Raw genomic sequence first — 25,521 nt, 5'->3', positions numbered from 1 at the left:
AGCCTACCTTCAGCCTACCTTCAGCCTACCTTCAGCCTACCTTCAGCCTACCTTCAGCCTACCTTCAGCCTACCTTCAGCCTACCTTCAGCCTACCTTCAGCCTACCTTCAGCCTACCTTCAGCCTACCTTCAGCCTACCTTCAGCCTACCTTCAGCCTACCTTCAGCCTACCTTCAGCCTACCTTCGCCAGCTACAATTCTCGACCTTCGGATAGCAGCCACTACTTGGCCACGAGCAACACGGCAATGGACGCAATTGAAAAGAAAAGTCCCACAACATAGAAGATGGCTACAGTCTGAATCTGGGTTAATCCAAACCTCATGAGGATATGGAATGTATGGCCTCTGTCCCCTAAGTAAATGGGACGATTCTCACGGAACCGTTTTGTGATAACCCAGACCGTGTCGGCGATAGGGACTCCTAAAGCCAGCACTGGCACAATGACCGATATCAGTGTTGCGCTCTTGAACGCACCTTCTACGGCAATTGCAGCGAGGACAAAACCGAGAAAAGTAGCACCTGCATCCCCCATGAAAATGCGGGCTGGGTAGAAGTTGTGTCTGAGAAATCCGAGAGCGGAACCCATCAGGACTAGTGAAAGAACTGCCATTGGATACTGTTCTTTAAGCAGAGCGATGAAAAACAAAGACATAGCGGAAATTGCAGAAATCCCAGCAGCAAGTCCGTCTATGCCATCGAGAAAGTTAATCATGTTTGTGATGCCCACGGTCCAAATCACGGTTGTCAAAATGGACAGCCAGAGGGGGAAGGTATAGTAGTGGCCGCTAAAGGGATCGTTGATACCGTTAATGGTGATATTGCAACCAACGAGTATCAGTGCGGCCAGAATTTGCGTCAAAAATCTGGGCCAAGGTTTGAAATCTCGGCTTTTGGTTTTGTAAAAGTCATCCAAGGCACCGATAGCCAAAATTAACAAGCCGCCTAATGCGATTCCCCAAAAAGTCTTGCCAGCTTTACCAAATAAGCCTGCGGTGATAACAAAACTTATGTAAATTCCAATACCACCCAACAGTGGAACGGGTTCGGTGTGGGTTTTTCGCTGATTCGGCTTGTCTACAAATCCAATTCTCAATGCGATTTTTCGTATTGAAGGAACCATTAAAAAAACGATTAAAAAGGCCACACTAAAACTAATCATATAATACCACGCCGGGTGCATAGAGACCCTCCACTTCACTCTGCGGCTATTGTTAGTATCTGCTAAAGCCACAAAACCCATTCAACCGCTATCTTATCACGTACGCAGTTCGGAAATCGGCTCCATTATATTGGACGACGGCGGTGTACACAAGGTTACAAAATCTCTGAAAGTCGAATTAAACGATACGCCGCCCAAATCGTTATGAGCCTCCCGCCTTCCGAATTCTCCAATCCCCATGCTCCAATCATATCGGCATACTTCATGCTTCAGCCGCAGCCTTCCGAATTCTCCAATCGCCATACTTCAATCGCCAAGTTGCAGTGGCCAAGTTGGCATGTCTGAGACCGTCCATTCATAGATATAGATGCAGAGAAGATATGTCCTATTCCTTTTGCCAAGCCGCAGCACACAAAACCCGTATTACCAAACCACAGGAATGGAGGGAAATGGTTATGACACTCCATATCTACGAATTAATTGGCGCCATCGTTGTGGTTGGGGTACCCGTTGTCTTTGCACTGGGACGCTACTCCAATCGGATTACCTGGTTTCACGCGCGGACAGAAGAAAAGTACTCTGTTCCGGAATTCATGCGTGATCACCAATAACACCTGCACACGGTGTTACCTTCCCCCGGCCTCTCGGCCGGGATTTTCGTTTTGGTCGCAAATCTCAAATGCCCTGTATCAATGCCCTGTATCAATGCCCTGTATCAATCCCTGCAGCTTGCAGGTTCTGTATGAATTCCTGTTCGTTCCAAATTTCCAAAGTGGGTTTGTCGCCGTTCTCTATTAGTTTCTTCGCCTTCGACAGCTTCGATCCTGCCTTCTCCCCAGCAACTAATACGTCCGTGTTTTTGCTGACGCTGCCCGTGGTGGTACCGCCCAACTGCTCAATCCATTCGCTGGCCTTTTTTCTATCTATAAATTCGAGCGATCCCGTTAACACAAACTTCCTCTCCACAAACCGCCGCAACACCTCGCTGTCCACAGCTGCTCCGTCGGCGGTAACAGCTCCATCTGCGCCACCAAGATACTCCATGTTCAGTCCAGCAATGCGAAGCCTCTGCACTAGTTTCTGTGCACCTGAGTTCGCAAAATACTTGACAATACTCTCCGCCATTTTTGGTCCGATATCACGAATCGAGGTGAGTTCCTCGAGGCTGGCCTGTTGCAAGGCATCTAGTGTCTGAAAGGACGCGGCCAGGGTTTTGGCGGCCTTTGCCCCGACAAGTCGAATGCCTAAGCCAAACAACAGTTTTTCCAAGGAATTGTTCTTACTGGCTGCAATGGCCTCCACCAGATTGCCAGCAGATTTTTCACCCATACGCTCCAGACCAAGCAGTTGTTCGTGCGTCAAGTGGTATAGATCGGCTGCGTCTCGGACCAAATCGTGATGTAACAGTTGTAGAATCCACTGTTCGCCAAGTCCGTCGATGTTCATGGCATCCCTTGAGACGAAGTGAATCAGCCCTTCCTGGATTAAGGACGGACAACGCGGATTAACACACCGCCAAACAGCTTCATCTGGCAGTCTCTGAATCGGTTCGCCACAAGTCGGGCATTCATCGGGCATGCGAAACGGCTCTTCTTCTCCAGAGCGATACTCGGGTAATGAACGAACCACTTCCGGAATGATATCCCCCGCTTTCTGGACAACAATTCTGTCGCCAACGCGGATGTCCCGCTCGTGAATGATATCCTCATTGTGCAGTGATGCACGAGAGACCGTGGTCCCTGCGAGTTGAACCGCATCAAAATACGCTGTTGGCGTCACAGCACCTGTCCGTCCGATACTGAGACGAATCTCGTTTAAGGTGGTCTCGGCCTGCTCAGCAGCATATTTGTAGGCGATGGCCCACCGCGGACTTTTTACCGTAAAACCGAGTTCCTGCTGCTGTGCTAACTGATTAACTTTAATGACCATGCCGTCTGTAGCGTACGGCAAATCGTGCCGTTTCTCACTCCAGGACTCAATGTACGCCATCACGTCGTCAATGTTGTCAAATTCGCCCCGCTCCTTGTTGACAGACAAGCCAAGAGAACTCATCCAATCAAGGGCTTCGGAGTGAGAGTCAACAGAGTACCAACCCATGTCCGCTAAAGAGTAAACAAACACTGCCAAACCGCGTTCTGCAGCAATTTTCGGATCTAGCTGCCGAAGCGATCCAGCCGCCGCATTTCGCGGATTTGCAAACAGGTCCTGCCCTTGTTCCTCCCTCACTCGATTGAGCCGTTCAAACGACTGTCTAGGCATATAGGCTTCTCCGCGAGCTTCGATGGATACTCCCTCGTTCAACTTCAAAGGAACATTGCGGATGGTACGGATGTTACTGGTAATGTCCTCTCCTACTTCGCCGTCACCCCGCGTAGCTCCACGGATGAGCAATCCATCTTGGTATTTCAGCGAAACTGCCAGACCATCGATTTTCAATTCGCATACATAATGCACACTGTTGCCGACAATACCGCGAATACGTTTATCAAACTCACGCAGGTCTTCGAGGTTATAAGCATTTGCCAAGGATAACATAGGTGTATCGTGGCGCACCTTTTCAAATCCCTCACTTGGTACCCCGCCAATACGCTGCGACGGTGAATCCGGCGTCAACAAGTCCGGAAACTCCCCTTCCAGATGAACAAGTTCCCGCATGAGAGCATCGTATTCGTTATCAGCAATAGACGAGGTATCCAAGTCGTAATACTGATGGTTGTGATACTCTATCTCCTTGCGCAACGTCTTGATGCGTTCCTTGGCTGCCTCGAGTTCCATGTACAACTCTTCCCTTCATAACAGACTGACAATCAACGCGCATATATCCGTCATCCATCTGCGACTTCTTCGATATCTATGCATTTTTACCGCCGGGCTTGTACCCTAGTCTTCAGCTTTTTGAATCGGTGCAAACTTGACGGCCAGTTCTTTAATACCGACGGGAGCCGGAAAAGCAATTTTGGCCATGAGGTCTTCGCCTTCTCCACGTACTTGAATTACAGTGCCTTGTCCCCATTTTCGGTGTTCTACTTTATCACCTGGTTTATACTCAAAAGTCTTAGCCTGCCCACCGTCATTTGTTGGGTTCCCAGTTCCTTGTGTTTGTAGCTGTGCTCGGGTGGAGTCAAAGCCCTTTGAACGTCCCGCTTTTTCTCGTTGCAGCCGGGCGCCTTCTTTCCCAAAGTGACTTGATTCCTGATGATTTCCACCTCTGAATCCATCTCGTATTCCAAATTCACTCCGTTCCGTGTCGCTCTGGAATCCTGCACCGCCCCCGTCGCTGCCGAAGCTGCTGAGATTTCCTCCGACAGGCTCCAATAATTGAGCAGGTATTTCGTCGAGAAACCGGGAATGACGCTGCCGGCGAAACTCCCCGAAAATGGTACGTACGCGACTAAAGGTCAGGTACAGCTGATTCTGCGCCCTTGTTACCCCCACATAGCAGAGCCGACGTTCCTCCTGCATTTCACCGTCGTCGAAAAGTGATCGGCTGTGAGGAAACATCCCTTCCTCCATACCGACCAGGAACACATGTGGAAATTCCAACCCCTTGGCACTGTGTAGGGTCATGAGCACGACTTGATTGGAATCGGCTTCAGCGCCGTCTGGTTTACCTCCGTTCAGGTCAGTATCGGCCACTAGCGCCACTTCTGCCAAAAAATCCGTTAAACGCTGTTCTGGACCCGTAATCACTGGGCCTACATCCGCTGTAAATACTAGTTCAGCCGGAGCGGCTTCCTCCGCATTTCCCTCTGTAACTGCCAATGCAGATTGTGTATCATCCGCAGGTTGTGAATTATCGGAGGCTGGTCTCTGTGCTTCGGATGCTTCAATCTCTGCATCCCACGTCTTGTCGAATTCCATGGTCACTGTCAGAAACTCATCCAGGTTTTCAATCCTGCTCTGAGACTCCAGTGTGTTTTCGAGATGAAGCTGCTGTCTATAGCCTGTCCGCTTTAAAATCTCTTGGGTCAATTCAGTAACATTCAGGTACGTGACCTGCTTGTTTAACTGAACAATTTGCTCAGTGAACTCCGTGACGGCCTTAAGAATTTTCCCTCTAATGTTAGCCTGCTCGGCAAACTGCAGAGCATCAAACAAGGAAAACTGACGAGCATCTGCCAGGTCCTGCAGCTTTTGCAGTGTTGTAGCACCAATGCCGCGCTTTGGTACGTTAATGACTCTGCGCAGACTGATTTCGTCGGAGGGATTTGCGACGAGCCTCAGATAAGCGAGAATATCTTTAATTTCCTTTCTATCGTAGAACTTTAGACCTCCATATATTCGGTACGGGACACCCCGTTGCATCAGAATTTCTTCAATGACGCGAGACTGTGCATTGGTTCGATAGAGGATTGCAAAATCGCTGTATCCTCGGTTGTCCTTGCGAAGTCCTTCAATCGTGTCCACTACGTAGTGGGCTTCAGAGCGCTCATCATCCGCTGTAAACAAGACGGCTTTCCCGCCTTCTGCATTTTCCGTCCACAGTGTTTTTGCCTTTCGTTCGCTGTTGTTTTTAATAACTTCGTTGGCAATATTCAATATCACCTTGGTAGAACGGTAATTCTGCTCCAGTCGTATGACTTTTGCCTCTTTGTAATCCCGTTCAAACTGAAGGATATTGCGTATGTCTGCGCCGCGCCATCCATAAATCGACTGATCTGAATCCCCCACCACACACAAATTCTTATGCTTCTTCGCAAGCAGATGAACCAATCGATACTGCGCATGGTTCGTATCTTGATATTCATCTACGTGGATATAGCGGAACTTGTTGTGATAAAACTCCAACACGTCCGGGGCCTGTTCGAACAGTTGCACCGTCTTCATTATTAGGTCGTCAAAATCAAGAGAGTTGTTCATGCGCAACTGTCTTTGATACTCCAGATAGGCGTCTGCTGCAACTTCCTCAAACGGTGTTTGAGCCCCATCCTTGGCTCTGTCGGCCGTCCGGAGTACATTTTTATGGCTGCTGATGGCCCCTCTTACCGCTCTGGGATCAAACTGTTTTGTATTTACGTTTTGATTTGTAAGTATGCGTTTGATAACAGACATCACATCGGAATCGTCCAACACGGTAAAGTTTCTATCCCATCCCAGCTTATCGATATCTCGTCTCAAAATTCGCACGCAGGTGGAGTGAAACGTCGCTGCCCACACGTCCGAGGCAAAAGCGCCAATCAGTTGTTCCAGGCGATTGCGCATTTCCCGCGCCGCTTTATTTGTAAAGGTGATGGCCAGGATGCTCCATGGTGCCACTCTTCGTTCAGCGATTAAATAAGCAATTCTCCTGGTTAAGACGCTGGTCTTGCCGCTGCCTGCTCCTGCGACAACCAGGAGAGGCCCTTCTGTGGTCTCAACAGCTTCCCTTTGTGGCTTATTCAAGCCATTTAAAATTTCCTCTACACTAGGAGTTGCCGCAAACAACACGCCGCCACCTCTCAGTTCAAAGTCATCAAGTATTGTGTCTCGTCCCTTAACTGTCACAGTCCATTATAGCAAGTGAACGGCTCTCCATGCAGAACCAATGTTATCCCAGATATCTTGGAGTTGACTCCGCTTTTCAGACCGTGGTATAGTACCTGTTGTTGTCTGCATGACACACATGATTGCATCCTTTGTTAGTAAGGTAACTGAACGACCTTCGTCTAGTCAGGAAGCCACAGCGCCGGAATGTAGCTCAGGTGGTAGAGCGCACGGTTCGGGACCGTGAGGTCGCAGGTTCAAGTCCTGTCATTCCGACCAAACTTGGAAATTGAGGATACCAGTCATGATAGGGCCCCCAGTTTTGAGAGACAAGTTAAGATGATAATGCTCCACTGACCACTTTCTCTGTTTGTTTCGAACAATGAGGTGGTCATTTTGTCATATACAGGAAGTTGCGGCGTCTTCCAATCTTTACAACTAAACTCAATAGTTTAAAATGATGGTGTAAAATACTGACGTGCTGGGAGTCGTATAAGGAATGGGAGTGCAAAGTTGGCACATTTACGCTGAGAAAGACATTTTTATTGCGGTATCCTTGGTTAAGCACACCTTAAAGTCAGCGGCATTTCCGGAAGCCGACCAGCAAAAGGTGCTTGTCAGTGTAGCCGAATTGACAAGAAACATTCTCGATCACGGTAGTAGATTTGGCCTTATCTCCTGGCAGGTAGTCAGTAACTCCATCCGTATCACGGTGGAAGACAACGGTCCTGGTATACAGAATCTTTCGGAAATTTTGGATACTGTCGCACCGCGTGCAGATGCCAAAGGACTGGGCCTCGGTCTCTCCGGTACCAAACGACTGATGGACGAGTTCGCCATTGAGAGTTCAGAAAGGGGTACAAAGGTCTGTGTCAGCAAGCGAAACACCTCAACCCAAGCAACAATCAACAGATGACCAAACAATGAGCCGACTGGCGTCCATAGGACAAATTTCTGCCGGGATAGCACATGAAGTAAAGAATCCGCTGACCGTTGTAAAAGGATTTTTACAACTTCTTCAAGAAGAATCAGAAAATACATACATTAATTTGGCACAGTCTGAATTAGAGCGGGCTCTGGCTACACTGGAAAACCTGTTGAACGTCTCAAAGCCTGTTATGGATGAAGAAGTGTTTGTGGATATCAATATATGTGCGGAGCTGGAATCACTTCTCTTCCTGTTTCAGGATCAATCTTACCAAGTAGAGGTCGAAAAATTTTTTAGGGATCCGTCAGCCGTTATTACCGGGCAGCGGAACCAAATTAAAAGAGCATTTTTCAATTTAATCAAAAATGCTTTTGAAGCTCTAAACGGAAGCGGCAAACTTGTAATTGAACAGGAAGTCAGTAACGGAAGATGCCGAATTATTGTCCGTGATACCGGCAGTGGAATTCCTGAAGAGAAGTTGGCGCTGCTTGGGACCCCGTTTTTCACGACAAAAAGCGACGGCACAGGCATGGGATTGACACAGGTTTTTTCAGCAATCTACCAAAGCGGCGGCACCATAGACGTAACAAGCAAGGTTGGCAAGGGAACCGCATTCCTCATTGATTTACCTATCAAACGCCATACAGTAAGGGGTGCTAAATTAATGGATTTGTCGTACCAGAAAGAAGAAAGCTTCGACGAATTTTATAGTGGAAACATGGAAGCGCTAAATGAGACATTGCGAAGAAACGCACGGAACCTGTTTGGAGACATCTACGGACGAGGGCGAATCAGTGAGGCATACATCCTCGAAGGCGCCCATTCCGTCATTCGCTTGCTCAATGAGGACAATGAACACGGTTTAGTTCTTGAAGCGAAAAGACGTGGAAAAATATGGGCGGAACATGACTTGACACTCATTGTGAAGCTGGAATGGTTTCAATTCCTGCGAACAGCATATTTGGAGTTGCTTCAGCATTATTGGACTCATTCCTCTGATTTTAAAATGAAGAGAATGTTCGATTCTATTCAAACTGTGAACCACAACATGGATAGCTTCCTGAAACACTTTTCCGCCAGTTTTACGGAATTGAAGAATGAACAAATCCGAGCACAAATGGAATTAATTGATGATTTATCCGTTCCCGTAATTCCACTTTCCCCATCCGTCGCCATTCTTCCAATCATCGGCATGATTGATACCAGTCGAGCCAAACGGATTCAACAGACCGTCTTGGAAAAAATCGCAGAGTTCGGGTTGCTGCGGTTAGTCATAGATTTATCCGGTGTTGCTTTCATGGATACTGCGATTGCAGGACACATGTTCCGGATTATTGAGGGGATTAGGCTCCTTGGCTGTAAGACTGTGCTGACTGGCCTAAGGCCAACCATTGTCAACACCATCATCGAACAAGGCATTGTGCTGACGGACAAGGTTGAGATTGTTGGAACATTGCAGCAAGCCATTGAATCAAACAGTTTGGACGTTGAATAGTGGCGCGGCTGAGAGGCTGAGAGGCACGGCGGCAAGTATCTAACGCGATCGGGCACGGCTGAGAGGCTGAGAGGCAGTTAGTGACTGGAACGATCACTATTCGCCGAAGCGGCTGTGCAATTGTGATCCCGATGATCACTAATGCCACTTTCCCAAGACATTAGTGTCATCAATGGACACTAATGTGGGCAGCGTCATGCTGGAAGGTCGGTCCTAAGGAGCAATGGGATCCTTATTTTGACGCCCTCGTGGCAATAGTGATGGAATCGATCACTATTCATTTGACGGGTATCGTGATAGTGATCAACGGGATCATTAAACAAAAGCCTTATCAACGCACCCCATCCCGTCCAAGCTCGCTTGGACTGAGAACCTGCGAAATGGGACCAGACGCCATCCCCATTCCGAAGGCGGGCGTTGACGTGTCCACCTTAATGTTACTGGCCTTCATCCTTTACAACCACGTCAAGTTTCCCGGTTTCGGGATGGATGACGAGCCCATGGACTTTGACACCTGCAGGGAGCAGTGGATGATTTTTGATTAAATCAACACTTTGCTTTACGCTGTCCGGAATGGACTCGATTCTCTGCAGCCAAGTATGTAAATCCACCCCAGAGTATTCAAGGGTTTGAATAACCTCCTGCGAGACGCCCCGCTCCGTCATTTTCTTCAGCGTTGCATCGGGGTTAATGCTGGCCATGCCGCAGCCATGGTGACCGACTACGCAAACCTCTTCGGCACCAAGGTCGTAGACGGCTACAAGGATACTGCGCATGATACTGCCAAAAGGATGTGTAACCACGGCCCCTGCATTCTTGACGATCTTAGCGTCCCCATTTTTTAGGTTCATGGCATGTGGCAACAACTCCACAAGTCTCGTATCCATGCACGACAGCACAACCAACTTTTTATCGGGAAACTTTGACGTGCGGTATTGCTCGTACTCTTTGTTTTCAACAAACTGTTCGTTAAAAGTCAAAATATCGTCCAATCGGCTCATATGGGTCACACCTTTCACAAAATCTACACATATTGTCCTGAAACAGTCATGCAAAGTCAACGATAGAAGCCTTCGGAAAGTCAGCTTGTGCCTCAAATCTCAAGTTGGAAATCGATTTTACACGATTGTCCTGCTTGTAAATGCCTCCTAAACCGGCTTTCCTAAACCTGTTTTCCTAAACCGGTTGTACACAGTAGAGGTCAGACTCCAGTTTGCACACGGCCGTAGAGTATATAGAACAGCGGAAAAACAGTGATGCTTCCGGCAATGGCTGCAATGAGAAGATAGGGAGCAACCACCCCAAATAGATTTGTCATGGCGAGAAAATCATAGATGGCATGAACTAACATAGCCAGCCATAAGCGCCTGGTTACAATCGCTACACCGGCCAGCAACGCACCTGATGCCCCGAGGACGATCAGTGCCATCATTCTGTAATTGAGATTGAATTCGGCAACATGCGCCATTCCGAAGAAAAATGAGCTTACAGCAACGGCGGCTGCAAACAGCCAAAAGCGGTATCTTGAACTCCTCAGCCACCGGCGCCGAAACAATGCCTTCCCAAGATACAAGGCAGAGGCAATCATTGCCCATCGCCAAATCTCCTCCAGGCTGGCCAGGAGCGACAACCCGACTCCGCGAAGGATGTGGTGGACAGCGCTTGGTACATGCTGATCGGAGGCAAAATGAGGGCTGAACAGGTAACTAATAAAACCAAGCAGGACAAATAATGAGAGTGCCGCCAGAGGAAGCAGCACATACAAGAACAGTACAACAGCAAAGCGATACACAAGGAGAGTAGAAGCCGATACTTGCGATTTGGCTGCAGGAGAAGGCGTCAACCGCTTCATGCCAGTACGCAGCGCTCTGTAGTATGTCCACCCCAAAATAGGAATGGAAGCGAGAGACATGAGGATATACAGCAAACTGCTGAAAACAAACACTAGGCCCGCAGGCGTTAGCATTTGAACGATGCTGGCGGAGGGATTGTTCAAAGCGCCATCGAATACGGGTGCAATATTCGCCACGATTCCAACCACCGAAAATACAATCCCATACCAGATTTTCCAATTGCCGATCCCGTTCAAAAATCGATAACTCAGACCGTCCCAGTAGTGAAGCAGATTTCCAGGCGACGTTTGACTAAACCCGTGTGCTTGCAACCTCATCTTCTCTGCCCCCCGGTTTATTCAAGCTGTTGGCATTGAGACAGATTCTATCGTCAAGAAATCATTTCCACACACGCCGGGACGTCGTTATTTACGTTCCCCACGATTTTAGAAACAGGGTAGGCTCTCATATCCTCAGACGGATAGCTGGTTAAAAGCGAAGCCATGTGGTTTGCATCTGTGAAGTTCCTGTCAACCCATTCTTCTTCCTTCGATTTGTCGAGGATTACAGGCATACGCGTGTGAATCTGCTGCATTAATTCATTCGGTCGGGTGGTAATAATGGTACATGTACTTAACTTCTCTCCCGTGCTGGAGACCCAGGTATCATACAAGCCTGCAAAGGAAAAGAACTTTCTTGAGTTGAGAACGATTCTCATAGGCTGTGTCCCGTCGTCTGACTTTTTCCATTCATAAAAGCCGTCCGCCGGAATCAGACAACGCTTTCGTTGAATCAATTTGTGAAAGGTTTTGCGCGTTGTAATGGTCTCTGCTCTCGCATTAATCATCTTGAATCCGCTTTTAGCATCCTCGGCCCACGAGGGAACAAGTCCCCACTTCAAGAGACCGATTCTTCTCTCTTTTCCATCGTGAATCACTGCCGGAACGTGTTGTCCTGGCGCTACATTATATCGCGGCGGATAACTAAAATCCGCGTGATGAATACCGTAGTATTCCAACATAAAATCAAAGTCTTCATAAGCCAGTGTATAACGTCCGCACATTTGGCATCGCCTCACTTCTCACTTGGCACTCGGTATACCAAGGGATAAGTTTTCCTTCACCACTCATTTCATTTTAGCAGAGACTCTACACTGATACATGAACACAAGGCTGACGCTCCGATACGCAGGAATTGACTTCAGGCATAAAATACGTACTCACGTCCATATTACAACTGAGGAAAATCTCATTAATTACAGCTTCCCGTCGGCCGCAGGTTTGGCAGACGTGTTCTCAGAGGAGGATTCATATGGCCAATCCCAATCAGAAGTCCAGTATGCAAAAACAGTCACCGCTCTCAGATGCCCAGGATGCTGTGAACAAGGCTCAACGCGCAGTCAATGAGGCCCAATCTCACGCGTCTTCAACCTCCGTACAGCAAGCAGAAAATGCAGTGTCACGTGCCTGGCATGCAATGACGGCAGCAGAGTCAGATGAGAACTTTAGCGCTGTTGAACAGGCAAAAGAGCAATTGAGTCAGGTGCAAACAGATTTGGCAGAGGCGAAAAATCAAATAGCCGAGAACTAAAAATGTTAGGCATTACAACTTGTTGATGCAAACCTGTTCACAACGGCGCAGGTATGGACTCCATAAAACCAAGGACGAGTTTAAAACAGAACCGTCCTTGGTTTTGTCGTGTTTGCGGATTGACTTATCCAGTGACTGACTTCTGCAGCGACTTAATTTATCCAGTAACTGACTTATCCGGTGACTGACTTATCTCCGGATTTATTTGTCCAATGATGTACTTATTTTCGGCAGAATATCAGGCGTCCTTCGGGTGCGTTTCTTTTCCTTCGGTGCTACAGCCCACATTCCGGCATTGACATCCTCCAGCCACAATTGGGCAGCCGTACCGTCCGCTTTTCCGACGAAGATCTCACCTTTACTCGACTCATTTGGAGAGCGGACCCATACAACCTTTTGCCACCCCTGTGCAACTGGACTGTAATCCCCAACACCCTGAGAAGGAGCCGTAATTCGGTTTTGAACTGTCGGTCTCTCCACATCAATGTTATACAGTGACGGAAACATGGAGGATTCCAGCTGTACCGGTGACTTGGAAGGAAGTGATTCCTGGCGGCGAGACACAATAATGTGCTTGGGGTCAATCCAAGTCAAGCCGTTGTCTACGGCTCCAATCGGAGCCAGATTCCGTGACTTGAACAATGGCGCGGCGGCAATATTCAGCTTTTTCCCATGTGAAATATCATGGTGATTGCCTCTTATATACGCCAATGTATCCGCACCAGGGGACCAGCGAAACCATTCAGATTTTTGCAGCATTGTGCCCACTACAATAAATTTCTTGCCGTCCTTTGACAAAACACAAAGTCTGTTCTCGTCCTTCGACCATGCCGCAGTTGGATGGGCAATGAAAGCAACCCATTTGCCATCGTAAGACCATTTCATGGATGTCAGTCCCGTAATTAACATGGAACGGTCGGTTCCAGGCACCGTTTTCGGCAGTGTGAAGAGCAACGTCGGATCATGATTTGCTGCACTTTTCGAAGGTTTTTCACCGACAGAAACTTGATAAACTTTGGCTCGCGTCCAACCGTCAGGAAGCACATGGGCTGGTGCTGAGATGATGAATCCAAGTCCGTTCGGTGCCCAGGCAAAACTCTGTATCCCCGCGGCAACTCTATGCACACTCGACCGGGGTGCAACATTGACAGAACTCAACACACCCTTGTGTGCGAAAGCCAACTGGTGACCCTTCGGTCCCCATTTAAATGTGATTGTGTCAGGAAATAAATAACGCGTCACCATTTGCGTGTGTCCGGTTGCCGCGTTCACTACCTGCAGGTACACAAAATCCTGCTTTCCGTGGGGCCCTTTGGACTTTCCCGTGACAGCAACAAAATGACCGTCTGGGGACCACTTTGGGGAGCTCAAAATGCCTAATTGCAGAACTCTACGTTCGCCGTTTTCATCCCGCAGCCAAAGCTGCCCCTGACGTACGAAGGCAATTTTCCCGCGTACTTGTGCCTGTGCTCGTCCTTCACTGTCTGTAGGTGCCTTATCTGGTTGTATAGATTTCTTGTCTGGTTGCGTAGATTCCTGATTCGCCGCAAAGGAAATCGGATGAATGAGTACGGCAAGCAGCGAACTCACAAACAGTATTCCGCCAAATAGAGAGAGGACCAATCGTCTCATCGTTTGCACCTGCCCTTTGGGTTGTCTTATTACGGTGCCTCTCTCTGCAAATGGATATACGCAACCAGTTGGCGTCTTTGATGGAAGGTTAGTCTTGTCTTTTATCCGTAAATGTGATGTGGGATTCTTGTGTCAGGTTTCGGTTGACATTTCCGCCGACTTCTAACAAAGTGTTGGGGTGTCTCGTTTCCACTTGAATTATTCCGCTTCGAGAAGTGACAGAAGCCCTCGTCTCTGTACCTGAAGGAGAGCCTAGTTCTCTCACGGATATTGCATCAACGGCCTTCAGCCCGCCGCCTCGCGCAAATCCTGCAACATGAATGCTCTTCCCGCTGTCGATATGGCTTGCGTATGTTCCCCGTCCCACAATGGACACCGGTCCTGTAGCATCCACAGTGCTAGAAGTAAGTGCATTGATTTCCACGCTGGCAGCATCTGCGTGCAAGTGTTCTTCAAGGTACTCTTCATAGGCTTGAAGTTGGTTCAGAAGTTGAATTCCCTTTTCCAGCGTAAGCTCCTTTAGTCGAGGTCCAATCCAATCGGTCTGGATTAAACGAATGCAAGGTTCCAAATGCTTTCCAAGACTGTGCTGGCTTGTCTTTGCATACTGCTCCACGAGCGTCGACAGATGCCTCGGTAAAGCAACGTGGTACTTATCCAGTACAGCAGACGGCAAAACTTGTAATTGGGTTGATGCTTCGTTTCCAAGCTTTTCGCGCGCATCGTCCAGAACCCGGCTGACATCTTTCAAATATCGTTCCAGTCGTTCCACGGTTTCCTTAACGACGGTCAGTGTCTGGGATGCCATATCCTTTGCCCAACCGGCATAGACTTTTGTCTTGACACAGTGTCCACCAATCAAAATGCCGTTTTCACCGACTAATACAGAACCATAGACACCGCCTTGCACTTGAATCATGCCTGTAGCCTTGATCAGGCTCCCATCCTCTACGTCGCCGTAAACTTTCACATCTCCGTCAAATACAATCTGTCCATCCTTTGCTGTTAACCGATTCATCTCCACTGTCGGAACAACGTCAATGATTCGGGCGGTAAACACAAGCCGGCCTGCACGAGCCGCTAAAATCGTATTGTCATTGCGAATAACGCCGGGTCCGAGTTCAGGAGGTTTCTGTCTTGGCCTGGGTTTAGGTGAAACTTCGCGTCCAAAAATGTCCGTACCAGTGTGAGGAGGAACAGGAGCATCAACAACGCCAACTGCAGTCCCTGATTGTACCGCCTGCAGTTTCATCCGACGGTGAAGCGGATCTACATAATCCGGGTCTGGGAGTGGAATCTCCCTGAACTCTTCAGGTTTGCTAGGATAGGCTTCCAGTCCCCGCAGCACAACGCGTTCTACGCTGTCTGTGGCTAAAGCAAGTTCTGAAAGTGCGCTTCTGTCAACTTCACCTTTGTACTCACTTTGCTCCAGGATGTTCAACAAGTCAGCCTCGGTGGGTGGAGCAGCCGAAATTTCAACTTCATTCCACTCCAACGATAGTTTATTTTCAGGAGGAGAGTCTTCCGGCTGGTATAAGATGCCCGGTTGTAAATCAATTGACATAATTAACTCCATATTTCCAGATGCAGGAATAAGACGTATTTCACAGTGAGGGTCAATCTGAATTGGCGTGAGTGTGACTTGTTCACTGCCAGACAACTCATATAATCCGGACTCCATTGTAGTTCCATCAATCGTGACAGAAATCCGAGGGTCTTCAGGTATGAACAAAGAAGCTTTCACTCCGTTTTCGTGGGGTGCCGCGACAAAGACCTCGCCGTCCAAAATCGAGACAGTTCCGTCGACAGTTCCGTCAACAGTAAGATGAGTTCGCCGTTGTCTCGCTGCATCAATAACGCCTTGACTTGCAACATTCGCCTCGTCATGAAAAGAAGTTGTTGTCTTCAATCCCGCTTTCTCTTCTTTACTCTTTCTCCCAAATCGTCCTTTTAGCATGTAAGTCACCTTTCCTGGAACCCCGGTTTAGTTGCCCACACCCCTATTTACAAAAAAACCATCCAGTGTCGGATGGTTTCGCAGACGAGCAGCTGGCTGGCTTGGCGATACAAATCGCGGTAGCCCCTTGTAGCTTTGCGTTGCCGACGTTTCCGACGGTTTGCCTTGATTCGATGGCATCATTTTCTAATGTAAAAAATATAATAAATAGTCTAAACTAATTACTCAAAAGCAGATCAGATTGAATACTCTGAAATAAATCTACCACTTTGATTCCACTCATAAATAGGTTACCTTATTGTGGCAAAGTACACAATGACAGATATTTGAACAAACTATAGATAATGAACTGAAGTTTATAGCCACAACATTTGGTGGTACATCCAATTCAGAACGAACAATCCGAGTCCAATAGCGATATTGCCCCACCCAAGCCGCCGTGCCCATATCCGCTCTCTTGCTAATCTCAGGTGCCTGTACAACTGAACTTCAACGAGAGAAAGATACAAACCAGTGAAAAGGAACAAAAATGCAGCCAAGACAGGATAAAGTTGGGTGAAATCAAAGGTTATAAAACTCATGGCGTCCGCCTTTCATTAGACTTTCATGCCGCTGCGATGGGTTTGAAATGTAGCGACCACATTGATATTCAAGTCTGCGTACAGTTTTCTCCAATCCGTTTTGTGGTGAACGTGTTGTCTCCAGTATCCTGGCTCATAGGCTCTGACGTACTCCCCAAATCCAAAAATGTCGGTATGATAAACTTTCGTTTTATCAATAATTTTTTTCATATGGATTTCAGACCAGTTTGCCATTTCATTTTCTAGTCTCGTTCTAAAAACATGATTTTGCAGGTCAACTCTGTTGCGAGATTTTTCTTCCACATTCCCGTCTACATGGACATAGACTGTGACAACCGGTTTCCCCTTAACCATTTTCACTTTAATGCGATGGGCTCTCGCGAAAGAGGTCCAGACAACATAATCTCCTTTTGAACCCATGGGAACCATAATGGTCGTGTGGGTGGAACGAGACCCATCAAGCTGTTCATAGGATGTAACCTCAGATGGATTCAGCGTGTATTTCATTTTGCCGTCGCAAAAAGCGGCAATTCCTGCAACTTTGACTTGCTTCCCTGTCACTTCTAAGTAAGGCAGAATTGGCTCGCGACCCCACATTGTCTCTTTGCTTTCAAAACTACCGAGAAAGTCATGAGGCAGTTTTCCAAGGCGTATGGCACTTTGCATCGTCGACAGCAAGTACAAAGTCGGAACTCGCTCTAAAGGCGGCGCCGTCTTCATCAGTGTGGCTGCTTTGCCTTTACTGACAGTCAGCCACGCTGTGCGGCGAATTTGCGGATTTCTACGCAAATAATCCAGATATGGTTTTGTCCCAATGTCTTTCGCAACTTCCTCGGAAATTGTAATGATGCGCAAGTGTCCCAAAAAAATCCGCTCTCCCAGATGCTGCTGCAGTTCCTGCATGGCGTCTCCAAGTGAGGTACCAGTGGCCTTCACAACCCAGACAGAAGTCGCCGGATTGCTGCCACCTCCACCCCCGCCGTCACCGCCCCCCGGTCCCAATGGAATTCTGCCCGGAACAGCAACTTGTGCCGTCACACTGATTTTTTGTTTCTCTTGTAATTGATTGTATAATTTTGGATCACTCAAGGTTGCCTTACTATCGTGAGCCATGCTGGTTTCATTGTTTGAATCTGCAGATTGTGCCTCGTCAACGGCTAGTCCTAATATGATGGCACGCTGTTCGAGTTCAACCCGGTCCCAGCAGCCAGAGACAAAAGGTGTCGTCAACAGAACCGCGAGAACTGCAACCCATCTATTACTTCTTCGGACGAGACGGCTGAGAAACACGAATCTCCCCCCTTTTTCCACGAAGTACAGCTACCATAAAAAGCATAAATGGGTAGCCGATGGTTAGCACCAGTCCCCACTTACCAACAAATTGAATGATTGGATATAGGTGAAAAATGTCAGGAGGGAACATGGCTAATAAAAACACGACTGGCAAAAGCGTAATTGTCCAAAACTTGTGGTCCTGCAGATGGAATATCTCCTTCAGTACCCATACTGTAAAAAAGTAACTTGAATACAGCGTCGTGAAGACTGCCACTACCCAAACAGAAATAAAGACAGCATCCAACCGTTCGAGGATTTGACCGGGTATCTGCGTTGTTTTTGCCAATTCCAGAGTTGGCCAATATAGCACTTTAGCCCCTTCATAACTAAACACCCCCACACATGCAACCACAATTGCGACATACAAAATTCCGGCAACTGCGGTACCAACGATACTTGCGCGCAGCGCTTTCTGTGGATGACGCATGGCCGGAATGACAATGGTGAGTACAAAACTTGCTTGAAAGAGAGCTGCTACCACCAGTGCACCGTTGGCAAATGTCGTGAAGGAACCTCCAACAAACGGCTGTACATTTACCCAGTTTGCATTTTTCAACGACAGGATGACTATGACAAATCCTGGTGCCAGCAAAAATGGGATATAGAAGGTCTGAATATACGCAAATGTACTTAAGTTGTTCCTGGAAGCCGTCATCGCTAAAAAGAGCATGATTAAAGTGGTCACTTCGATTGGTGTTTTTGGAAGTACAGAAGTAATCGCTACTTTTCCGAATTCCCTGGCTGTTAGAGCGGTAATCACCAAGAAAAACAAAGCAAGGACCAATGGTCCGAGTCTCCCAAGCCATTTCCCCAACAATTGTTCGTTGTACGAGACAAAACTGTCTTCCGGAAAACGACTTCCCAAAATACTAATGATTGCAACACTTATCATTGCGACAACTGTGCCTGCAACGGTTACCAGAGGAGCTCCTGTATCTGCTGCCATTGCCGCAAATCGTGGAACGGCAAGGACTCCGACTCCCACAATACTGCTGGTAACAATGGCTGTAACTTCGAGGACAGTTATCGAATGAAACGAGTCTGCGGTCTTCATGATTTTTGTCTGTCCCCTTTTGGATCAACGGGATCGAGGGGGTGATGAGGTCTCTGAAACACTTTCTCCAGAGTGCCCTTTCCCAACCTTCGATTATTTTGAGGATGAACCTGCTGGGGTCGAACAGGCATCCACCAAATTGGCGCACGCATCAAAGCATCTTTCCAGCCCTGCCACTCAACGGGAACGATGGGGCTCATATAAGGAACCCCAAATGACCGAAGGGACAGCATGTGATTTGTAATGACAATCATTCCGATAACAACTCCGTATAAGCCAAAAATACCGCCAAGTATCGTTATTAAGAAACGGAGAATGCGCATTGCGACAGCAGCATTGTAAGCTGGAGTCGCAAAACTCCCAATAGTTGTAAGAGCTATGATAACAACGGTAATGGGACTGACAAAACCGGCTGCCACAGCAGCTTGTCCGATGACCAACACCCCCACAATGGACAAGGCGCCGCCAACTTGCTGCGGTAATCGAAGCGTTGCTTCCCGAAGCACTTCCATAGAGATTTCCATAATGAGTACTTCTACTACTGCTGGAAAAGGAACTCCAGCTCGTGCCCCGGCGATTGCCACGGCAAACTGCGTTGGGATTAACTCTGGATTGAAGGAGATAACCGCCACGTAGATACCTGGAAAAACCAGTGAAAACAGAAGGGCGACCACCCGCACCATCCGAATTAAGCTGCCCATAAGGGGGCGCTCTGAATAATCGTCCACAGTTTGATAGAACTGTGTAAAGACTGCGGGTGCAATCAAGGCGAAGGGCGTCCCGTCAATCAGTAACACGACCCGGCCTTCGCAAAGATTACTCACACACTTGTCGGGACGCTCTGAGTTTTCAAGTTGCGGAAATGGACTCCAGTGATTATCCTCTACGTACTGCTCGATTGTGCCAGCATCCAAAATCACGTCGACATCAATGCTGTTTAGACGTCGCTCCACCTCTTCCACCAAGGCTGGATTTACAATGCCTTCAATGTAGCAAATCCCAACCTTTGTTTTACTCAACCGCCCAAGTGTCTGCATTTTGATGCGAAAATTGGGAGTCTGCAGACGGTACCGCAGCAACGTAATGTTGGTCGCCATGGATTCTATGAACCCATCCCGCGACCCGCGCACGGCCTGCTCCGTCTGTGGCTGTTCAATGCCCCTGTGCTCCACGTTCCGAGTGCTGATGCAAAGGATTTTGTCTACATCGTCCATAAAAACCAAGGTATCTCCGCGAAGCAGAGCCTCGACTGCTTGAGGGATGTTATTTTCCCAATGAATTTGGCCGAAAAAGACAATATCCTTGCTAATCAGTTCTTGAATGTCCTGTCGTTTCGGTTTCTTACCTGCCTGATAGTTGGCCGTATTCATCAGGGGTTTGACAATGCTGTCGTTAATGACCTCTCGATTCACAAGGTTCGAGAAGTAAATGAGAACTGCATCGTAGTGCGTAAAAACCCGCAGACTTCTAATTACCAAATCGTCATTGACTCCCAGCAAATCCTCGATGAAGTCCACGGCAGGCTTCATATTGCCGTTGTATTCCGTACCTCTCATCTTGTTAAGCTCTTCATCCGGAGGAAGCTTTCCCGCCTGGGATGAGAGCCGCTTTGTAAACAGAGTTCTCCACAGTGTCACAACCATCACCCTTTAGCTAGCGGTGTTACGCTCGGTATGACCACCATGGTCTACCAGATTGACGCGTTTCTCGCATTACTGTTTACCTGATGTGTCAGATCTATGTATGAATGTGTATGAAACTTTTCGTTTCTTAGACATCTGCAGATATCTGGTATGAAACAAACACTCATTGGTCGTGACGAGCAAAGGTTCTGAGCATAGGCTACCAACATGCGGCGGACGTATATACTCGCTGATAGGGGATTTCGACACACAAGCAGGAACAATGGATGTAACGGTGAAATAGATATACTCGGTGGAATTGTCGAAGAAAATTCATATTGGGAGGTGATATCTTTTGTTAATTGCCCTCTGGATTCTCACAATGGCAGCACTTGTATCAACGCTACTCATGGCCTTTGCAATTAATCCCATTCCAGTCCTTATTCTCGTATTCATTACATCAACCCTTACCTTCTTACGATTGCTCGCATCTGAAAATGCAAAACGGCTGCGGTTGCTAAACCTGTTCCTGCTCTTGGTTTGGGTTATGGCATTTATTTGGCAAACATATTCCTTTCTTTCCATGGTCGTGTGAAAAGGCTAGAGGCTCCACCCATCGCCAAGTCTCCAGCCCTGAGACTCTCATTTCTCTTCTCTTTGATAAAACCGTTCGCCGGTAGCTTCGTTATACCATACTCGCTGCCTCACACCCGTCGTCGGGTCGTAGTATATTTCCTCGGTTCTTTTAAAGCCTGGCGGGACTTTACTCGGACCCTGCAAACGCCGCTGCCTCATCCAGGCTGTAAACAAGAAAACTCCAAAAATAACGGCTGCTGATACGAGAACATACAGTACCAACACGGCTGCAACCATCATTGTTCTTCTTCGCGGACAATGACAGCTGTTCCATAGGCTACGATTTCAGACATGGACTGACCAATCTCACTGGAATCAAAACGCATCATGACCACCGCATTGGCTCCCATGGCATGGGCGTTCTTTACCATCCGGTCCAGCGCACTCCGGCGAGCATCTTCAAGCATTTCCGTGTACTCCTTAATTTCACCCCCAACTATACTACGAAGCCCGGCTGCAAGGTTTCCGCCAATACCGCGGCTTCGAACAACCACTCCAAAGGCCTCGCCTAAAGTCTTTTCCACTTTGTGTCCGGGAATATTTTCGGTTGTAACAACAAGCATGTTATATGCTCCTCTCTTGTGCTGCAGCACGAATGTTGTGTTCTGTAACGCATTGTAACGCCGCATACGACTCATTTGCACTGCTGAACCATTGTGCACTACCTGTATTATATCCTGCTTCTTGGTTCCAATGTTGGCTTAATTCACATGAAAGTTGAGAATGAGAGGTACCGGAACACAAACAAAAGGGACTCCCGTTCTCAGCCCGGAAGGCTAAAGAAGACGGGCAGTCCCTTCTGGAACACGTACACATCACTAAAGAGGAGGTTTATTACTGAACGCCAGCCGGTTGGCGAACGGCCGCGTAGGTTTGGCTCAGGTCCTGCAGGTACGTGCTGGATGCCTGGTCACCGGGATAATAACCATTCTTGCGCATCCACCCGGCTACCTGAAAAGCATGGTGTGAACACATTTCAAAAGCATCCTCAAGGAACTGACGGAGCTGCGGTTCGTCTGCTTCGAAAGCAGCTGACGCATAGTTCTTGCCTTGTGCCTTCAGTCCAAGCAAGTAGGCAGTAGCGATTCCACGGTCGTCAAAAGACGTACCATTGGGATTGGGCTCAACCTGTTGCGGAGGCTTTGGCGTGCCTGCCATTTTGGCAGGCATCGGAGGTACCTGAAATTGTTGACTGGATTGTCCCGATTGGGCCCACTCAACCTTCACATTGTAATCCTGAATATGAGCAGCCAACTGACTCTGCAAAATGCCTTTCAATTCAGGGTCCTGAGCCTGTTTGATAAACATTCCCATGGTGTTGATGGTGTTTACACATCCCATTAACAACTCATTCAATTCATGAGCTTCATGTGAACGAAGCGGCATGTCATCGCCCTCCTCGGAGAAGTGAAGTGTGTGAACCGTTTTCTAATGTGATCTGCAAAGGGAAGCTCTATACTGGACACTTTTGCCTCACCAGCGATGCTGTAACACGTCAGCATGGACCCCCCGCAATCCACTCAGCTTACATCTATACACCCACCGTTACATCTCCTTGCGATGCATTGCCGCTTGGCTCTCGCTTTAGTCTCATTCTGTCTGCAACGCGGTATAACGGCACGGCTAGCAGTGAGACTGCAGCGGCTGTCAGGAACAACACCATTCCGCCTGCATGTTCAAGGATTACACCGCCAAGCCAGGGTCCGATGAAGAAGCTGAGGGCACCCAACGCGCTTGCACCAAAGTACGTTCCCCGATATCGCTCATCCGCCAGTACGCTGATGTACTCGTTCATCACTGGGAAGTTGATGATCTCACCCAGCGTTAAAACGAACATTGAACCAATATACTGCCAGAGACTGTGTGACAGCGATATTCCAATGTATCCTAATGTAAACAGAAATTGTCCTATCATAAGGGCTCGGACAATTCCCAAACGAGATGCAATTTTTGACAGCAAAACCTGCAGAAACACAACCTCAATGGCATTTGACGCGAGAACAATGGAGAACATTTCCGCAGCCTTGTTTGCATTGACCGCTTCACCCATGACTTGCGGCAGTGTAGTCTCAATTTGTGCGTAACCAATGCCGCCCAGCATAAAGGCAATTAAGAAAACGAGAAATGCTCTGTCTCGAATCACCGTGAGAAACGCGGTGCGAAAGGAAAACCCGGCTGCCGGGCCGGATTTCTGTTCATGGTCTTGCTTTTCATGCTTTGCCAGCAAGGACTTGTCTTTTCGAGGGTCGGGAAACATCATTAAAATCACAAGGGCATAAACGAGATCGACGCCGGCAGTCAGATAGAACGTCCAACCGGTTGCAACAGTCCCGAAGTACCCGCCAAGAATCGGACCAAAGGAAGCACCTACATTAATTGCCCAATAATCCATTGCAAACACTTTTCCGCGCTTTTCAGGGACGGTCAAATCAGACAACAGTGCCTGCGCGGCCGGTTGAAACAGTGTTCTGACAATACCGTTTAATCCGCTCAAAACAAAGAACATATATACAGCGTGAATGTTTGGAAACAGCGCCATCAGTCCGGCACTGAGCGCCATCGCCAATGCCATCATTTGTTTACGGCCGAACCTGTCTGCAAAGCTGCCCCCAATGAAACCAAACACGGTTGACGTGAGGGCACCTGTTCCGACCGCCAAACCGATGACACCTGGACTGGCATTGGTATGAGAGGACATGTACAGTGCCACAAATGGGAACACCATGAACTGCGTGATTTTTGTTACCGCGGTAGCACTAATCATCCACCAAACAGCCGGATGATATGAACGATAAAGAGTGCGAATCTGTCCGACCATTTGTATCACTCCCCCGGTAATGTTGAGAAGAGTATGACACAGGTCCACGAACCGGGCTAGATTCGAATATTCTGAGTACCTTTAGCTCTGTGCCAAGGTGCTTTGTTGCCGGCATAAGCGTTCGACTCAAGGGGCGCTGTGTGGTGCCGTTATGTTGCTTCTCGGTCTGTGGAATCGGCACTGATGATGCGGCGGCGTACCCACAACATGACAACAAACACCAGCAACAAGAACAAGATGACCATACCAAGCCCTGCTTTCATCCCGAACCCCGTTGCAATCAGCCCGACAAGCCAATTAACCAAGAGACTGCCTATCCCTGCTGCCGTAAACAGAATACCCAGAACTCGGCCTGACTGCTCTTTAAATCGATAACTTGCCACCGCAGTGATGGTCGGAAATATGATTGCAAAGCCCAGTCCTGCTAACGAAAAACCAATGACGGCCGTTTGTCGATTGGTGATTGCTATGGAGAACACAACTGCAGCAAAGATAGCACTCACAAGGATGCTTCGTTCATTCCCTGTACGAGGGACCCATAAGTGAGCTGTCAACCTGCCCAGCGTAAAAGTGAAATAGAACGCTGAGAGCACATATGATGCTGTACTAACGGAAAAGCTTTCTACCCGCACGAGATAAGTGGTCAACCACGAACCAACGCCAATTTCAGCCATCACGTACAGACTAATGGCAAGGATCAGTCCGTACAAAATTGGTGACCTAAAAATGGCGCCTTTCTTCCACTTTGTTGTTTCACGCACTGCTGTTTGCTCCTGTTCCAATCCTTTTTCTCGGGTAGACACGGTTGTTATGCGCCTCATGTTCAAGAATAAGGAAGCTAACAGAATCATCATTAAGAGAATTAGACTGACTTCATAGGAAACCCGCCATTGATGTGTACGACGAATGAGAAAAGCTGCGACAGCAGGAAAGATAACTGCGCCAACACCGTAAAGCCCGTGCAGCCAATTGAAGTACTTAGATTGCAAGTGCGGATCTTCTGTCATTTCAGGCACAACGTGGTTCACACCGATTTCCAACCAACCGCTGCCAATCCCTCCGAGCAAGAAAGCGAACAGGAGCCCTGTATAGCTCTGCAGGAGAACCGTGAAGAGCAGGGATACCGCCAGTGTTCCCCCGCCGCTTAACAACATGATTTTGGTCCCGAACCTTTGAACAAACGAACCCGCCAGAAAACTTCCTGCCAGATACCCAAGCGAGTTCGAGACAAAGATATTTCCGACCTGTAGATAACTGAGGTGCCAATCCTGCTGCATCAATGGCGCCGAGACACCCTTCAAAATGTCTAGGGCGCCAAACAGTACCATGATGGAGAGTGCCAGACTGTAGGCATATCTATGCTGCGAGAAGTCCGCGGTGCGGTGCAACCAAGTCACTCCTTCAGAAGTAAAATGAA

23 protein-coding genes, 1 tRNA gene and 1 riboswitch are annotated in these 25,521 nt (G+C 48.1%); of the genes, 6 read left to right on the top strand and 18 right to left on the bottom strand.

Translation table 11 applies throughout. The features are described 5' to 3' along the window. Positions 1 to 222: 222 nt before the first annotated feature. Positions 223 to 1,182, bottom strand: coding sequence for an MraY family glycosyltransferase (locus GI364_RS05615; protein WP_198852706.1), 960 nt, complete (start codon positions 1,180 to 1,182; stop codon positions 223 to 225). A 75-nt stretch (positions 1,183 to 1,257) separates the two neighbouring features. Then, complete coding sequence (locus GI364_RS05610) at positions 1,258 to 1,464, bottom strand: hypothetical protein (protein WP_198852705.1); 207 nt, start codon at positions 1,462 to 1,464, stop codon at positions 1,258 to 1,260. 152 nt (positions 1,465 to 1,616) lie between these two features. On the opposite strand from GI364_RS05610, the gene GI364_RS05605 reads away from it, so the two are divergent. Beyond that, on the top strand, positions 1,617 to 1,772 hold the full coding sequence (locus tag GI364_RS05605) for a hypothetical protein (protein WP_198852704.1): 156 nt from the start codon (positions 1,617 to 1,619) through the stop codon (positions 1,770 to 1,772). A gap of 91 nt (positions 1,773 to 1,863) precedes the next feature. Here GI364_RS05605 and ligA read toward each other — a convergent pair whose 3' ends face one another. Both ligA and GI364_RS24835 read right to left on the bottom strand, forming a co-directional pair. Next, on the bottom strand, positions 1,864 to 3,936 hold the full coding sequence (ligA, locus tag GI364_RS05600) for an NAD-dependent DNA ligase LigA (RefSeq protein ID WP_198852703.1): 2,073 nt from the start codon (positions 3,934 to 3,936) through the stop codon (positions 1,864 to 1,866). A 105-nt stretch (positions 3,937 to 4,041) separates the two neighbouring features. After that, positions 4,042 to 6,585 (bottom strand): UvrD-helicase domain-containing protein, encoded by a 2,544-nt coding sequence (locus GI364_RS24835; RefSeq protein ID WP_233096023.1) that lies wholly within the window; start codon positions 6,583 to 6,585, stop codon positions 4,042 to 4,044. Positions 6,586 to 6,827: 242 nt separating this feature from the next. Here GI364_RS24835 and GI364_RS05585 point away from each other — a divergent pair. The 3 genes from GI364_RS05585 to GI364_RS05575 all read left to right on the top strand — a co-directional run bounded on the left by GI364_RS05585 (position 6,828) and on the right by GI364_RS05575 (position 9,047). Next, positions 6,828 to 6,903: transfer RNA gene (locus GI364_RS05585), tRNA-Pro, on the top strand. A 220-nt stretch (positions 6,904 to 7,123) separates the two neighbouring features. Further along, positions 7,124 to 7,540, top strand: a complete 417-nt coding sequence (locus GI364_RS05580; RefSeq protein WP_198852702.1) for an ATP-binding protein — start codon at positions 7,124 to 7,126, stop codon at positions 7,538 to 7,540. Further along, positions 7,494 to 9,047, top strand: coding sequence for an ATP-binding protein (locus tag GI364_RS05575; RefSeq protein ID WP_198852701.1), 1,554 nt, complete (start codon positions 7,494 to 7,496; stop codon positions 9,045 to 9,047). The genes GI364_RS05580 and GI364_RS05575 overlap by 47 nt, the downstream gene beginning before the upstream one ends. Before the next feature lie 437 nt (positions 9,048 to 9,484). Here GI364_RS05575 and GI364_RS05570 read toward each other — a convergent pair whose 3' ends face one another. The 3 genes from GI364_RS05570 to GI364_RS05560 all read right to left on the bottom strand — a co-directional run bounded on the left by GI364_RS05570 (position 9,485) and on the right by GI364_RS05560 (position 11,942). Further along, entirely contained in the window at positions 9,485 to 10,048 is a 564-nt protein-coding gene (locus GI364_RS05570) for a beta-class carbonic anhydrase (protein WP_198852700.1), read from the bottom strand. Between the two features lie 200 nt (positions 10,049 to 10,248). Beyond that, positions 10,249 to 11,217 carry a CPBP family intramembrane glutamic endopeptidase gene (locus GI364_RS05565; RefSeq protein WP_198852699.1) on the bottom strand — a complete coding sequence of 323 codons (969 nt, stop codon included), beginning with the start codon at positions 11,215 to 11,217 and terminating at the stop codon, positions 10,249 to 10,251. A gap of 53 nt (positions 11,218 to 11,270) precedes the next feature. Then, the gene (locus GI364_RS05560) at positions 11,271 to 11,942 is read right to left on the bottom strand and encodes an SOS response-associated peptidase (protein WP_198852698.1); all 672 of its coding nucleotides are present in this window, start codon (positions 11,940 to 11,942) and stop codon (positions 11,271 to 11,273) included. A gap of 248 nt (positions 11,943 to 12,190) precedes the next feature. Here GI364_RS05560 and GI364_RS05555 point away from each other — a divergent pair, with 248 nt between their 5' ends. Continuing rightward, positions 12,191 to 12,469, top strand: a complete 279-nt coding sequence (locus GI364_RS05555) for a hypothetical protein (RefSeq protein WP_198852697.1) — start codon at positions 12,191 to 12,193, stop codon at positions 12,467 to 12,469. A 201-nt stretch (positions 12,470 to 12,670) separates the two neighbouring features. Here GI364_RS05555 and GI364_RS05550 read toward each other — a convergent pair whose 3' ends face one another. The 6 genes from GI364_RS05550 to GI364_RS05525 form a co-directional block, all read right to left on the bottom strand. Beyond that, entirely contained in the window at positions 12,671 to 14,101 is a 1,431-nt protein-coding gene (locus GI364_RS05550) for a TolB family protein (protein WP_198852696.1), read from the bottom strand. A gap of 88 nt (positions 14,102 to 14,189) precedes the next feature. Next, positions 14,190 to 16,058 carry a FapA family protein gene (locus tag GI364_RS05545; RefSeq protein ID WP_198852695.1) on the bottom strand — a complete coding sequence of 623 codons (1,869 nt, stop codon included), beginning with the start codon at positions 16,056 to 16,058 and terminating at the stop codon, positions 14,190 to 14,192. An 84-nt stretch (positions 16,059 to 16,142) separates the two neighbouring features. Beyond that, positions 16,143 to 16,233: riboswitch (cyclic di-GMP riboswitch) on the bottom strand. 181 nt (positions 16,234 to 16,414) lie between these two features. Further along, positions 16,415 to 16,639, bottom strand: coding sequence for a CLC_0170 family protein (locus GI364_RS05540; RefSeq protein WP_198852694.1), 225 nt, complete (start codon positions 16,637 to 16,639; stop codon positions 16,415 to 16,417). Positions 16,640 to 16,654: 15 nt separating this feature from the next. Beyond that, positions 16,655 to 17,929, bottom strand: coding sequence for a Ger(x)C family spore germination protein (locus GI364_RS05535; RefSeq protein ID WP_198852693.1), 1,275 nt, complete (start codon positions 17,927 to 17,929; stop codon positions 16,655 to 16,657). Next, positions 17,898 to 19,028, bottom strand: coding sequence for a GerAB/ArcD/ProY family transporter (locus GI364_RS05530; protein WP_198852692.1), 1,131 nt, complete (start codon positions 19,026 to 19,028; stop codon positions 17,898 to 17,900). Before GI364_RS05530 ends, GI364_RS05535 begins: the two co-directional genes overlap by 32 nt. Beyond that, positions 19,025 to 20,665 carry a spore germination protein gene (locus tag GI364_RS05525; protein WP_233096022.1) on the bottom strand — a complete coding sequence of 547 codons (1,641 nt, stop codon included), beginning with the start codon at positions 20,663 to 20,665 and terminating at the stop codon, positions 19,025 to 19,027. The genes GI364_RS05530 and GI364_RS05525 overlap by 4 nt, the downstream gene beginning before the upstream one ends. 340 nt (positions 20,666 to 21,005) lie before the next feature. Between GI364_RS05525 and GI364_RS05520 the strand changes: the two genes are divergently transcribed. Then, positions 21,006 to 21,245, top strand: a complete 240-nt coding sequence (locus GI364_RS05520; protein WP_198852690.1) for a hypothetical protein — start codon at positions 21,006 to 21,008, stop codon at positions 21,243 to 21,245. Positions 21,246 to 21,292: 47 nt separating this feature from the next. On the opposite strand, the gene GI364_RS05515 is transcribed toward GI364_RS05520, so the two are convergent. The 5 genes from GI364_RS05515 to GI364_RS05495 all read right to left on the bottom strand — a co-directional run bounded on the left by GI364_RS05515 (position 21,293) and on the right by GI364_RS05495 (position 25,492). After that, positions 21,293 to 21,526: a hypothetical protein gene (locus GI364_RS05515; RefSeq protein WP_198852689.1), complete on the bottom strand. Its 234-nt coding sequence runs from the start codon at positions 21,524 to 21,526 to the stop codon at positions 21,293 to 21,295. Next, on the bottom strand, positions 21,523 to 21,849 hold the full coding sequence (locus GI364_RS05510; RefSeq protein WP_198852688.1) for a YbjQ family protein: 327 nt from the start codon (positions 21,847 to 21,849) through the stop codon (positions 21,523 to 21,525). The genes GI364_RS05515 and GI364_RS05510 overlap by 4 nt, the downstream gene beginning before the upstream one ends. Positions 21,850 to 22,120: 271 nt before the next feature. Next, positions 22,121 to 22,672 (bottom strand): spore coat protein, encoded by a 552-nt coding sequence (locus GI364_RS05505; protein WP_198852687.1) that lies wholly within the window; start codon positions 22,670 to 22,672, stop codon positions 22,121 to 22,123. Positions 22,673 to 22,817: 145 nt separating this feature from the next. Beyond that, positions 22,818 to 24,104 (bottom strand): MDR family MFS transporter, encoded by a 1,287-nt coding sequence (locus tag GI364_RS05500; RefSeq protein WP_198852686.1) that lies wholly within the window; start codon positions 24,102 to 24,104, stop codon positions 22,818 to 22,820. Between the two features lie 149 nt (positions 24,105 to 24,253). Continuing rightward, on the bottom strand, positions 24,254 to 25,492 hold the full coding sequence (locus GI364_RS05495; protein ID WP_198852685.1) for an MFS transporter: 1,239 nt from the start codon (positions 25,490 to 25,492) through the stop codon (positions 24,254 to 24,256). Between the last annotated feature and the right edge of the window lie 29 nt (positions 25,493 to 25,521).

The sequence above is a fragment of the Alicyclobacillus sp. SO9 genome (assembly GCF_016406125.1).
In the GTDB taxonomy this organism is placed as follows: Bacteria; Bacillota; Bacilli; order Alicyclobacillales; family Alicyclobacillaceae; genus SO9.
Note: the sequence above shows the minus strand (reverse complement) of the source record. Positions and strands in the feature narration are given on the sequence as shown.